General features: G+C 38.3%; 9 protein-coding genes and 2 pseudogenes. 4 read left to right on the top strand and 7 right to left on the bottom strand.

What is annotated here, in order from left to right:
* Window positions 1–22 precede the first annotated feature (22 nt).
* Window positions 23–784 carry an MBL fold metallo-hydrolase gene (locus BN990_RS04250; protein ID WP_038242609.1) on the top strand — a complete coding sequence of 254 codons (762 nt, stop codon included), beginning with the start codon at window positions 23–25 and terminating at the stop codon, window positions 782–784.
* A gap of 186 nt (window positions 785–970) precedes the next feature.
* On the opposite strand, the gene BN990_RS04245 is transcribed toward BN990_RS04250, so the two are convergent.
* From BN990_RS04245 to BN990_RS04230, 3 genes and pseudogenes are all read right to left on the bottom strand, one after another.
* Window positions 971–1894 carry an ArsR/SmtB family transcription factor gene (locus BN990_RS04245; RefSeq protein WP_038242607.1) on the bottom strand — a complete coding sequence of 308 codons (924 nt, stop codon included), beginning with the start codon at window positions 1892–1894 and terminating at the stop codon, window positions 971–973.
* A 728-nt stretch (window positions 1895–2622) separates the two neighbouring features.
* Window positions 2623–2864 (bottom strand): annotated as a pseudogene (locus BN990_RS21795) (flagellin); the annotation flags it as partial.
* Window positions 2865–2949: 85 nt separating this feature from the next.
* Window positions 2950–4512 carry a Na+/H+ antiporter NhaC family protein gene (locus BN990_RS04230; protein ID WP_021289499.1) on the bottom strand — a complete coding sequence of 521 codons (1563 nt, stop codon included), beginning with the start codon at window positions 4510–4512 and terminating at the stop codon, window positions 2950–2952.
* 365 nt (window positions 4513–4877) lie between these two features.
* On the opposite strand from BN990_RS04230, the pseudogene BN990_RS04225 reads away from it, so the two are divergent.
* Window positions 4878–5513 (top strand): annotated as a pseudogene (locus BN990_RS04225) (SDR family NAD(P)-dependent oxidoreductase); the annotation flags it as partial.
* A 50-nt stretch (window positions 5514–5563) separates the two neighbouring features.
* Here BN990_RS04225 and pruA read toward each other — a convergent pair.
* The 4 genes from pruA to codB form a co-directional block, all read right to left on the bottom strand.
* Window positions 5564–7111, bottom strand: coding sequence for an L-glutamate gamma-semialdehyde dehydrogenase (pruA, locus tag BN990_RS04220; protein WP_021289502.1), 1548 nt, complete (start codon window positions 7109–7111; stop codon window positions 5564–5566).
* Window positions 7112–7235: 124 nt separating this feature from the next.
* Window positions 7236–8159, bottom strand: a complete 924-nt coding sequence (locus tag BN990_RS04215; RefSeq protein WP_021289503.1) for an LCP family glycopolymer transferase — start codon at window positions 8157–8159, stop codon at window positions 7236–7238.
* 225 nt (window positions 8160–8384) lie between these two features.
* Window positions 8385–9650 carry a cytosine deaminase gene (locus BN990_RS04210; protein WP_021289504.1) on the bottom strand — a complete coding sequence of 422 codons (1266 nt, stop codon included), beginning with the start codon at window positions 9648–9650 and terminating at the stop codon, window positions 8385–8387.
* A gap of 1 nt (window position 9651) precedes the next feature.
* Complete coding sequence (codB, locus tag BN990_RS04205) at window positions 9652–10917, bottom strand: cytosine permease (protein ID WP_038242603.1); 1266 nt, start codon at window positions 10915–10917, stop codon at window positions 9652–9654.
* 507 nt (window positions 10918–11424) lie between these two features.
* On the opposite strand from codB, the gene BN990_RS04200 reads away from it, so the two are divergent.
* A complete protein-coding gene (locus tag BN990_RS04200) occupies window positions 11425–12222 on the top strand; it encodes an ABC transporter ATP-binding protein (RefSeq protein WP_021289506.1) in 798 nt (265 codons plus the stop codon).
* A gap of 51 nt (window positions 12223–12273) precedes the next feature.
* Window positions 12274–13260, top strand: coding sequence for an ABC transporter substrate-binding protein (locus BN990_RS04195; protein WP_021289507.1), 987 nt, complete (start codon window positions 12274–12276; stop codon window positions 13258–13260).
* Window positions 13261–13263: the final 3 nt, after the last annotated feature.

The following is a 13263-nucleotide window of genomic DNA, read 5'->3' as shown; positions in this document are numbered from 1 at the left end:
ATAAAAGCAAGGGAGTTTTATTATGAATATACAACAAATCCGAAATGCAACTCTTGTAGTTGACTATGCAGATAAAAAGTTTTTAATCGACCCTTTTTTAGCAGATAAGGGGACTTATCCTCCTTTCCCAAATTCAGCTAGACAGGAACAAAATAACCCTTTAGTGAACTTACCAACATCGATAGATAAAATTATATCCAACATCAATGCCGTCATTGTAACGCATCTACATTTAGATCACTTTGATGAAGTTGCCAAAGAAGTATTACCAAAAGATATCAAGATGTTTGTACAAAACGAAGAAGATGCGAAAGAAGTAGAAAAAGAGGGTTTCCAAAATGTAGAGGTTTTACAAGAAGATTCCGTTTTTGAAGATGTTAAGTTAATTAAAACGAAGGGGAATCATGGAAGAGGAGAAATAGTAAAACTTGCTGGTCCAGTTTGTGGTGTTGTTTTCAAACACCCAATGGAGAAAACGTTATATGTAGCAGGAGATACGGTTTGGTATGAAGGTGTGCAAGAAGAGATTAATGCACACAATCCAGCAATCATTGTCGTAAATGCTGGAGATAACCAATTCCTAGAAGGCGGTTCTCTTGTGATGAGTAAAGATGATGTTTATCAAGTATCTAAGGCTTCCCCTCATGCAAAAATTATCGCAAGTCATATGGAGGCTGTGAACCATTGGACATTGTCCAGAGAAGAATTAAAAAGCTTTATTGATGAAAAAGGAATCTCCTCTAACGTGTTCGTGCCAGAAGATGGGGAATCATTTTCATTTTAAGGTAAAAACAGACAGAAAGAATAAATTCTGTCTGTTTTTCTAGTACTTTAAATGCTCCAAATTCAACTACATACCTCAATAACTAGATTAGATCTTCCATTACACATAGGACAAATGGTATTGATTTTAAGCGGGAGCCGATTCTGTCGGAACAGACAACAAACATACGATAGAGCAATCGTTACATTAACTATAATGAATCGTTAATACGATATCTTGATCATAATCACCAAATCCTTTACCAAATAAATTAATACCTCCTTTATGTATTGCATCTTCTTTAATGCCTACTTTAATTGATACAAAATTCTTTTCTAGTAGATTTAATTCGTCGAGGGTACATGCCGATAATTGAAAGTCATCAATAAATGTTTCATGCTTGGTAACCTTCCACGTTTTTAAACTGCCATACTGTGTACTGGTAGTATCAGCCCAGTAACTTGGATTAAGTTTCCCTGGACGATCTCCATAATCCCCTGGACTCGTCCATGTCCCAATATCTACACTGTTAATCCATAACGTAATATCCGATGGCCAATTGGGGTCATGATTCGGTGCTTCCGAACATATCTCCATGGAAAGTTGTAGGCTAGAGATCGTCGCACCACTTGGAATTACGATAGGAAATTTATATTCAAAATATCCCTTTCTGGTCCAAATTAATTGTGCTTTTGAGCGCTCTGGGCTATAAAAATGAACCGGTTCATCTTCAGGAATCAAGAATTGCTCTTGATTTACCATGCCACAAGTAGGGGCCACTTGAAAATCGGTATACTGACCAATCGGCATTTCTAATCGATAGCTTTGATTCTCCATATAGAAATTATCTTTTTTATTTAATTGAATATGAATATCATCGAAATTTCTTGTACAAACTTTCATAGCTCCCCTACTTGCCGGTCGAAGTTCTGTATGTATTAATGCAGCTTGTTCCAGCACCTTCACATGTGACGCTGTGGTAGAAACGGGTATGCCTAATGTCTCAGCCATTTGGTGGATATTCATATTTCCTTCATTAAGTAGATTAATAATTTGCAGACGAACATCGGAAGCTAGCGCATGGGCCACTTTCTTTAAATTATCTGTGTCTTTTATGGATAGTTCTAGCAAAAGAATCCTCCTCTACGATTAGATTGATTTTATTACAAGATTGTTAGAAATATACAAACTTTATATTTATTTCTTACTATATTACTATATATTTTGGAATAAATGAATACGCCATCCTCTCTAAATGGAAAAATCCTACATTGAAAAAATGAAATTCCAAAAAATCTAAAATGATATTGATTTCAATACATTGCTGAAAATGGACCAAAAACATATACATTCAAAGATGGAGCTAAAATGGAAGTCGGTTCTGAATACGTATGACCGGAACGAGAAGTGCCAACAGTTATGAAACTGTTTGATTTAATTAATTTAATTTAGCAATAGCTTTTTAAAGATTTCACAGCCCCTTTAAAGAGCTATTTTTATATGTGGGGCCTTAGGATATGGATATAATGATATTTAATTGTTATTATAAGGTGGAAGTAATATTTGTGAGGTGATTTTATGACTATGCAGGAATTAATGCCTTTAATAATCATCTTTATTAACTTAATTTTTACTATAGCGATAGCTTTTGGAATAGTTTTTATTGTTAAGTATGTGAAATCCAAGAATTCTTCTAGAGATAAGTTAGAGGAAAGAGTTGAAAAGTTGGAAGAGAAAGTAAACAACAAATTCAAGTAATGGTTACTTCTATATATACAATACCTTATTTTATGGGAATATGAACAAATTATATAAAAATCCTGCTCAATATGAGCAGGATTTTTTACTGTTATTTTAGTCTAAAAATTAACGAAGTAATTATAATACTCCTGGTTTGCTTGTGCCAACACTTGAGCAGCCTGCGTAAGAATATTATTCTTAGTGAAATTCATCATTTCTTTGGCCATATCAACAACTCTAATATGTGACTCAGCAGCTGTTCCGTTTTCAGTAAATGCTCCTTAATCGTATGCTCTAGACGGTTTTGTACTGCACCTAATGAAGAACATTGGGTAGATACTGAATTAATAGCATCATCAGTTTTCTTAAATTCGTCGTCGAAGCAAAACGGTACAGCTTCTTTACTGTTGAACTTGCTCCAAAGAATGAAATCTCCCTTCTTTTCCCTACCCCACATCCTCATCTATTTCCAATCGTTCTCCTTCCCTTTGTTCATGCCGATTCCCTAAATACCGTATAATAAAAAATTGAACCACAATACCGACAATTAAGAGAATGATACTATTGTCAATGAATGTATAACTTACGTACATTACTCCAGCAATACTAGCTGGTACAAGGGCATAAGGTATTTGTGTATTCACATGGGCAATGTGATCGGATTCGGAGAAGATCGATGCCATCACGGTCGTATCAGAGATTGGTGAGACATGGTCTCCAAAGATTGCCCCAGCAAAGATTGCTCCAATTACTATTGCAATTAATTCTTCTCCTCCCATTGAATAACCCAGCGGAATAGCAATCGGCGTCAAGATCGACATGGTGCCCCAAGATGTTCCTGTAGCAAACGAGATAAACATCGCAATTATAAATACGAGAAATGGCAATAATGCTTCAGTCATCCACCCTTGTGTGGCTTTAACTACAAATTCCGCTGTACCCAGCTCAGAAGTTACTGTACCGATTGACCATGCTAAAACAATAATAATTAATGCTGGCAACATGGTACGAATCCCACCTAACAATGTATCCTCACAAGCCTTTAAACGCATACCTTGGAGTAAAGCTAGGATAATGCCAACGGTTGTCATTGCAAATGCTCCCCAAGTAAGTGCTACAGAAACATCTGTATCTGCAAGTGCGTCCATAATGGACTTTCCTTCAGCGCCACCTCCTGAATACCATAGCCCCCAAATGCTGACAGATATTAACGTGACAAGAGGCAGAATAAAATTCCAAACGCTACTCACTTTTTTATGCGGTTCCCCCAAATCCTGGTCAACCGAAGACAATGGTGTCGATCCATCTGGAATCAACTTCCCGGTTGTATGCGCACGTTTTTCCGCTTTTGCCATCGGTCCAAAATCCTTTAATAAAATGATCATGGGTACAGCTAGCAAACAGAGAATCGCATAGAAATTCCAAGGAATCGATTGTAAGAAAACAAAGTACGGATCTATACCTGCTATACCAATCGTAGCAAATGCTGCTGCTATTAAAGATACTTGAAAGCCAATCCAATCTGAAACTGGGCCAATTGTTGAAATCGGTGCTGCGGTTGAATCAATGATATAAGATAATTTCTCACGTGATACTTGATGTTTTGCAGTAATATCCTTTGTTGCATTTCCCACGATTACGGAATTTACATAATCATTAAAAAAGACGACTAGCCCTAATATATATGGTAGGAATAGTACTCGCTTTTTTGTGGTTAATTTATTTTCCAATAAGCGTATAAGCCCTTCTGAACCACCGGTCTTAAACATAAATGCTGCCCCTGTTCCTAACAATGCTGTCATGACAAGGAAACGTGCATTCCAAGGATCAATCATCACATCTTTCATCCATGTAAAGGTCATACCGACTGCAGCAAAAGGATTTCCACCAGCTGCAATCAATCCTCCAACCCAAATACTAATAAATAAAGAAAACAACACACGCTTTGTAAAAATCGCCAATAATACAGCAACAATTGGTGGAATAATTGATAAAAAGTCCATAAACATGTCAACCTCCAATAATTGTGAAATTCAGTGACTTATCTTTTAAACAGCATCCTTCCTCTTGCTTCATTCTTATATTTTGTTCATTTATCTTACGTTTATATTTTTATTATTACAAGTTATAAAATATTCAGACAAAAGTCGTCTAGCAACATGAATCAAAAGTTTTAGCGGTATAATAAAGGGTAGGTAGTAATAGCTACCCTTATGTTTATACTGAAGGAGGAAATATCCATGCAATTCAAAGATAAAGTCGTACTTATAACAGGAGCAGCAGGAGGAATTGGAATTGCTGCAGCTAAAAAGTTCGCAGAGAAGGTGCCAAACTAGCACTTGTCGATCTTAAGAAAGATGCACTTGAAAAAGCAGCGGAATCCGTTCAAGCTGATGATATTCTCTTACTGGATGCCGATGTTTCAAAAGAAGCAGATGTTAAAACATATGTCGATCAGACCAACAAACATTTCGGGCGCATTGATGTGTTTATTAATAATGCTGGCATTAATGGAGCGTTCGCAAACATTACGGAGCAAACAGCTGATAATTACCATGCGGTATTTGGAGTAAATATAATGGGCGCATTCTTCGGCTTAAAATATGTACTTAAACAAATGAAGGAACAAAATAGTGGTGCTGTAGTGAATACAGCCTCGAATGGTGGCCTACTTGGTGCCCCAGGTATGAGTGCTTATGTTGCATCGAAACATGCCGTTATCGGGCTTAATAAAACAGCAGCCCTTGAGATGGCAGAATATAACGTCCGCGTGAATGCAGTTGCCCCCTCAGGGGTCGATACGGCTATGATGAAATCCATAGAAAAAAATGCGATGGGTGAAAACGCTGGAGAAGCAAGAAAACAATTCGAAGCTTCCGTTCCGCTGAACCGCTATGCTACAGCTGAGGAAATTGCCGACTTAATGCTCTTCCTTTCTTCTGAAAAAGCATCGTTCATCAGCGGTTCCTACTACCGAATTGACGGCGCACAAGGTGCTACATCCGTTTAATATTTAAAAATGACAGCCCAGATCTGGACTGTCATTTTTTATACTCCTTCCTAAAACATTTCCGATACGGTTTTTGCATGGAGGAATTGTGGTAAATAATCCGGGCCTCCCGCCTTTCCGTTTGTACCTGACATTTTGAATCCACCAAATGGCTGATAACCTACAATTGCAGCTGTGCAACCTCGATTGAAATATAGATTCCCTACTTGGAACTCATAGCGAGCACGGTCTAAGTGTTTGCGATTATTGGAAATCACTGCACCAGTTAGTGCATATTCTGTATTATTTGCGATGTCTAATAATTCATCAAAATCCTTTGCCTTTGCAAAACCAACGATAGGTCCAAAGATTTCTTCTTGCATAATTTGAGCGTTTGGATCGACATCTTTAAAGATCGTTGGATAAACAAAATAACCGTTGGAATCATCCATCTCCCCGCCGTAAGCAAGCTCTCCTTCTGTTTTTCCAATATCAATATATTGTTTGATTTTATCGAATTGCTTTTGATTAATTACCGCACTCATATAAAAATCCTGTTCAGCCGTATTTCCGATTGTAATTTGCTTTGTTTTCTCAATCGCTTTGGTAAGTACTTCATCATAAACAGCCTCATGAATAATAGCACGTGAACAAGCGGAACATTTTTGGCCTTGAAATCCAAATGCAGATTGAACAATCGCGTCTGCCGCAAGATCGATGTCTGCATCATTATCGACTATAATTGTATCCTTTCCGCCCATTTCAGCGACTACCCGCTTGAGGAAATCTTGACCTTCCTGTATCTTTGCAGCACGTTCTATAATTCGTGTTCCTGTTGCACGTGAACCAGTAAAGTTAATAAAATGTGTTTTCGAATGGTCAACCAGATAATCGCCAATTTCTTTAGGATCACCAGGGACAAAATGGATAGCTCCATCTGGTACGCCTGCTTCCATTAAAGCTTCCACAAGCTTATAAGCAATTACAGGTGTATTCTCCGAAGGCTTTAGTAATACCGTATTCCCGGCAACCAATGGGCCGACAGTGGTACCGCAAACGATTGCAAACGCAAAGTTCCATGGTGGGATAGCTACCCCTGGTCCCAGCGGCTGGTAAAAATACGAATTATTCTCATTTGGACGATCCTCCACCCATTTTCCTTCGGCAAGCTTTATCATTTCTCTTCCATAATATTCGAGGAAATCGATACCTTCTGCAATGTCAGCATCCGCTTGTCCCCAAGGCTTACCTGCATCATAGACGAGTATAGAGGCGAATTCATATTTCTTTCTACGAACAATCGCAGCTGTCCGGAACAGCACCTCTGCACGTGCCTCCGCACTCCAACGCCCCCATTCTTTAAACGCCTCTTGTGCCGCATTCATCGCTTGATCAATATGATCCGTTGACGCCATAGAAGCTTTCCCAACAACTTGTTCTTTGTTTGCCGGATTTATAGAGACGATTTTTTCTTCCGTATATACTTTTTGCCCATTAATCATTAATGGAATATCCTCTCCTAATTGACTCTCTGTTTTCTTTAAGACTTGTCGAAACGCTTCTCGATTCGCAGATTCATTAAAGTCAGTAAACGGTTCATGCTTAAACGGTAAAACCATATAACTTCCTCCTTATAAACACGTTTATATACCGATTCCCAAGACATAAACTTGTAAAACGTTTACAGAACAAAGGCTTAAAAAAAAGACCTCCATCGTTACATGAAGGTCTTATCCATTCCCATTATGATTTTATTTCGTTAATCATTCCGTGTACTTTCGTGATTTCTTCATCTGGCACAATGTAATAATAAGTGCCATCAATCTTGGTGCCGCTCCCCTCCATCATATAGCTAACAACGTTTTTCCTTACATTTGTATAGTTAAAAAGTAAATCTTTCATATCATCAAAATCCATATTTGTCGCCATATTGTTTCCTAATACATCGATGACACCGCTGATTTTGTTGACTGAGGCGACGGAAGCACCTTTATCGACAATGCCTTCGATCACTTTACGCTGGCGCTCGGTACGCCCAAAGTCTCCGGCATTGTCCTGTTTACGCATACGTACAAATGCCATAGTTTTCGCTCCATCCATCTCTACTGGCCCTTTCGTAAAATTATACGTACCATCATTCCAGGCAATCTCGTTATTTACTTCGATGGTACCAAGCTGGTCAACCAGTTCTTCGAGCCCTTCCATGTTCATACGTACAAAATAATCCAGCTCAATATCTAAGAAGTTTTCTACTGTTGCTATTGACATTTCGCTTCCACCATATGCATATGCATGGTTAATCTTATCCTCAAATCCTTTACCAACAATCGTTGTACGTGTATCTCTCGGAATACTAACTAATTGCATCTTTTCTTGTTTAGGGTCAAGTGAAAGCACCATTAACGCATCTGATCTTCCCTTATCCGCACCACGCGCGTCGACACCGAGTAATAACACATTTAATGGTTCTTCATCCTTCATTTTCTTTTTTGTTACCGTCGTATCTATCGCTTCCACCGGCTCACTCATTTTTTCGTTCACCGTACTCTTTGCATTATTATAAATGGAGATGGCATACGCTCCGCCCCCTAGTACCAATAATAGAATAATAACTAAAGGAATCTTAAACCATAGTCTTCTTGGTTTTTTCCGATCGCTTCGTTTCATACAATTTCTCCTTTTACATATAAATAACTCATTTAATTATTTTGAAATTTTAATAGAAAATTACTAGATTTACCAAAATCTATTACAATAGTCTTATTATACGCTATCTTTTCTACAAAAAACAACAGTATTTTCATTGGGCTGAGACAACTATCATCTCAGCGGCAACTCTTCATTTCAATATAAAAAGCCTGCAAACAGGATGTTTACAGACTCTTTAGCTTCTTATTTCTGAAAGTCCACCTTTGCTGTTTTTGTCAAATGGACATGTGATTCACTTGGTTTTGTTTCAGCAATTATATTGCCGTTACGAATCGAATACAATACAGCTGCCTGTTTGCGAATAGCTTCATAATCATCTTCCGCGTCAAGCACAATTAAATTTGCTGGTTTACCTTCTTCAATTCCATAGTGCCCCTCAATATCCATTGTCCTGGCGCTATTGGTTGTAATTAAATCAATTGAATTGCTAATTTGATCATATCCCATTAATTGGGAAGCATGAATTCCCATATGAAGTACTTGTAGCATATTTCCTGTACCAAGTGGGTACCATGGATCAAAGATATCATCATGGCCAAAGCAAACATTCATTCCAGCTTCCAGCAATTCTTTGACACGTGTTAATCCTCGTCGTTTTGGATAGGAATCAAACCTTCCTTGCAAATGAATATTAACAAGCGGATTAGAAATAAAATTGATTTCAGAAAGACCTAATAAACGAAATAACTTCGACGTATAGGCATCATTATAAGATCCCATAGCGGTTGTATGACTAGCTGTTACCCTTGATCCTAGTCCTCGCTCATAAGCTTCAGCAGCTACTACTTCTACAAAACGAGATTGCTCATCATCGATTTCATCACAATGAATATCAACGAGCCGATTATATTTTTCAGCTAAGTCAAAAGCAACCTTCATTGAATGCACACCATACTCACGAGTAAATTCAAAATGCGGAATTCCACCAACAACATCTGCACCTAGCTTAAGTGCTTCTTCAACTAATTCTTGACCATTCGGATAAGATAGAATGCCTTCTTGCGGAAAGGCAACCAACTGTAAGTCTACATATGCAGCCATTTCTTCCTTTACTTCTAATAAGGCTTTTAACGCCGTTAGTTTGGGATCGGTAACATCCACATGGGTACGTACATGCTGAATACCCTGAGCAATTTGCCATGTTAAAGCTTTCTTCGCCCTTATTTTTACATCTTCCTGTGTTAAGGATACTTTCCGTTCAGACCAACGTTGTATCCCCTCAAACAGCGTTCCACTTTGATTCCATGCAGGCTCTCCTGCAGTAAGTGTTGTATCGAGGTGGATATGAGGCTCTATAAAGGGTGGCAGTACTAGAGAACCATTTACATCGATTACATCTTCGCCATCTCTTATCGTATTCGATCGATGAACCGAGATAATTTTCTTATCCTGTATGGAAATGTCCCATTTCCCAGCTTTTCCTCGTAACGAGGCATTTTTTATAATCATATTAATTACTCACCTTCTCTACTTTTGATGTCATGACTTGTTTCTCTTTCATTCCAATGAATTTCATCCCTGCTACATGGACTACTCCTGTAGCAATTAAAGCATTAATTGGCGGGATCCCCGGGATAAAGGTTGCCGCGACAATCCCCACTCCCCACGCAAGTATTGCTACCCAATTGATGGGTTGAAAAGTCATTGTCTTAAATGCCCGATAATTCCCTCGATGAACAATGAAAAAATCAGCAAGAATAATAGCTCCAATTGGCGGCAGCGCAGATCCAAGTAGTGTTAAGAACCCAACAAAGTTATTATACAACCACATCGCAGCTAATGTCCCGATAACTCCATTAACAATAACTAATTTCTGTTTTGGTAGTTTCGTAATATTAGATAATCCAAGTCCAGAGGCATATAGCGCATTATCATTGGTTGTCCAAATATTTAGTCCTAAGACGATGATAGCTGGTAAAATCAAGTTTTGTATAAACATTACTTCCGATATATCTGCTTGTCCAGTTGCTATCGAACCAATAGCTCCAAAAACAAACATAAGCGTATTTCCTATAAAAAAGGCAATCACGGTTGTCACTACTGCTGAACGCTTTTTACGAGCAAAGCGAGTAAAATCCGGTGTCAGTGTTCCTGCGCTGATAAATGAGCCGATACAAATGGTTAACGCTGCAGCTAAACTGATTGCCTCAGCAGGTTGATAATCAAGTAGTCCCTGTATCCCTCCAATACTTTCTGCTGCTTTAAAAACAGAGGTACTGCCTAAGACTGTAATTAATGGCACGGCGATAAAACTTATGATAGCAAGTGCCTTCATTCCAAAAAAGGCAGTAAACGTCATAGCAATTCCCGCTATAGCAATTAATAGATAGATATCAATTCCTGTTACTTTTTGAACAGGAATTGCAAACATCGCTGTCCCAACACCGAACCAGCCAATTTGTGTGAATGCAAGGAGAAAGGAAGGAAGATAGGAACCTTTCTCACCAAATGCATAGCGTGCAAGTAAGTGGGTCGACAGCCCAGTCTTTGCAGCTATATAAGCTAATGCCCCAGTATATGCACCAAGAATCAAATTACCAGCAAGCACAATTCCAATAAACTGTAGGAATGTCAGCCCTTGTCCCAATTCTCCACCTGACATCATACTTGCTGAGAAGAATGTTAAACCAAGCATCACTACGAATGTTTTCCAAAATCCATTGCGATGATTTAATGGAACTGCCTGTAACGAAAACTCTGTATCTATTTTTTTCATTATAATTCCTCCTGGTTATCGGTACCATAGCAAGAAGGGAGATTGTGTTTTCTGTATAAAAAAGCAGGCCTCCAGTCGTGTGCGACAAGAAGCCTGCTTTTTAGGGATGGCCATTATCGAAAAACGATAGTAGCTACCGTTATGTATGTTTGTACATCTATACATAACCCCTACACATGATCCGCTGTCCTTGTCAGCCTCTCTGGACTGAATTAAAGGTACCATATTTAATTACCATTATTATGACAGATGGTTAGCGAAATCGTCAAGTTGGGAAAAGCTGGTAGATGCTTTTATTCCACACCTACTATCTATTTTTTATTCTTAACCTCTTCCTAACGTTCCTCTCCTCTCTAATTCTACGATTTTTTCTCCTTTAATATCGTGGCTTTACAGGAAATGTATGTACAATTTTTTATGAAAATTCATTCATCGTGTATTGAAAATCTAAGACTAATAACCTATAATTGAAAATGATTATCAATTTCATGTTCTGGAGGTGACAACATGATCGATATAGATCAAGTACAAGTTGGTTATGAGGATACCATTATTATTGATAAGCTTAGTGTTTCGATACCAAAAAATAAAATAACTACGATTATCGGGCCAAATGGTTGTGGCAAATCTACATTACTGAAAGGAATTGCCCGAATCCTCAAGCCAAAGACTGGTGGAATTTATCTTGATGGAAAGCGGATTAGTCAGACATCTACCCAGGAGATTGCAAAGAAGATGGCTATACTACCACAGTCTGCTGAAGCACCATCAGGATTAACCGTACGTGATCTTGTTACATATGGTAGATTTCCTCATCAACCCAGATTTGGCAAATTAAAAAAAGTTGATATAGAAGCAATTGATTGGGCACTAGAATCTACTGGACTAACGGACTTAGAGAAGCGCCCATTAGAAGCATTATCTGGTGGACAGCGACAAAGAGTTTGGATTGCGATGGCACTCGCACAAGATACAGAAGTGGTTATACTAGATGAGCCGACTACCTATTTAGATATGTCACATCAGCTAGATATACTGGAACTTTTAGAAAAGCTTAATCGGGAGCAAAACAAAACCGTTGTCATGGTCCTGCATGATTTAAACCATGCCTCCAGGTTCTCCCACCATTTAATCGCCATGAGAGATGGTGAACTAATTACCCAAGGCAGCCCACATGAAGTGATGGCAGAAGAGAATTTAAGAAAAGTGTTCCACATTCAGCCAATGCTGACTGTTTGTCCATTCAGTGATAAACCAATCTGTCTATCCTATGCAAATGTGGTAGAAAAGTCCGTTATCAGTTAATCTAGACGATTCGTATTTAGTTAAATACTAGTGAATGGGAGTTAACCAAAGATGAAGAAAAAACTTACATTACTTAGCACATTGCTATTTTTATTTATTATATTAACCGGATGTATGCAAGAAGATGCCTCATCACAAGAATCAGAGGATAAAAGTGATGCTTCAGACAACGAGACAATTATAATTGAAGCTGGTTCAGAGAAACATGAGTTTGATGGACCGCAGAAAAACATTGTTGCTTTAGAATGGAGTGTAGCAGAAGAATTACTAGCTGTAGGTGTACAACCAGCTGGAGTAGCTGATGTAGAAGGGTTTAATAAATGGGTAACCATTGATAAGAAATTGGATGATAGTGTGGTCGATGTTGGACAGCGTACCGAGCCAAATATTGAAGAAATTGCCAAACTAGATCCTGATGTGATTGTTGGAAAAGAATATCAACGGAAACATCAAGAAGAGTTAGAAAAAGTAGCCCCAGTTGTTTTATATGATGGAGCAACCGACGAAGCAATAAGCGACTTATATGCCCACATGACTGATACATTGAAACAAACTGGTAAATTAGTAGGGAAGGAACAAGAGGCCAAAGACGCTATTACGCATTTAGAAGAAAGAATGGATGCAGCTAAACAAAAGGTAGAAGCAGCTAATTTATCTACAAGTGAATTTGTTTTTACACAAGCATTTTCTGTGAATCAAGCACCAACTTTCCGGCTTTTCACGAGTAATTCTACAGTTAGTCACGTTCTTGAAGGCATTGGACTAACAAATAAAATTCAAGATCAAGAGCCACAGACGGATGGTTTCATTGAAGCAAATGTGGAAGCATTATCCAATTATCAAGAGTCGTTATTTTTACACACGGTGCAAAAGGATGATCCATTATTCTCTAATTTAGAAAATAATCAAGCTTGGAATTCTTTAGCTTTTGTTAAAAATGAGGATATGTATGATCTTGGCGCTGGTGTTTGGACATTCGGTAGTGTATTATCCATGGAAACGCTGGTTGATCATGCCGAAGAGGCTTTAGTGAAGTGATCG

Origin of the sequence: Virgibacillus salexigens, from assembly GCF_000723585.1 — a bacterium.
In the GTDB taxonomy this organism is placed as follows: domain Bacteria; phylum Bacillota; class Bacilli; order Bacillales; family Amphibacillaceae; genus Virgibacillus; species Virgibacillus salexigens.
Note: the sequence above shows the minus strand (reverse complement) of the source record. Positions and strands in the feature narration are given on the sequence as shown.

Bases quoted from the DNA above. Each gene is read 5' to 3' on its own strand.
- BN990_RS04250 (WP_038242609.1), top strand. From the start codon at position 23: ATGAATATACAACAAATCCGAAATGCAACTCTTGTAGTTGACTATGCA.
- BN990_RS04230 (WP_021289499.1), bottom strand. From the start codon at position 4,512: ATGTTTATGGACTTTTTATCAATTATTCCACCAATTGTTGCTGTATTA.
- pruA (WP_021289502.1), bottom strand. From the start codon at position 7,111: ATGGTTTTACCGTTTAAGCATGAACCGTTTACTGACTTTAATGAATCT.
- BN990_RS04215 (WP_021289503.1), bottom strand. From the start codon at position 8,159: ATGAAACGAAGCGATCGGAAAAAACCAAGAAGACTATGGTTTAAGATT.
- BN990_RS04210 (WP_021289504.1), bottom strand. From the start codon at position 9,650: ATGATTATAAAAAATGCCTCGTTACGAGGAAAAGCTGGGAAATGGGAC.
- codB (WP_038242603.1), bottom strand. From the start codon at position 10,917: ATGAAAAAAATAGATACAGAGTTTTCGTTACAGGCAGTTCCATTAAAT.
- BN990_RS04200 (WP_021289506.1), top strand. From the start codon at position 11,425: ATGATCGATATAGATCAAGTACAAGTTGGTTATGAGGATACCATTATT.
- BN990_RS04195 (WP_021289507.1), top strand. From the start codon at position 12,274: ATGAAGAAAAAACTTACATTACTTAGCACATTGCTATTTTTATTTATT.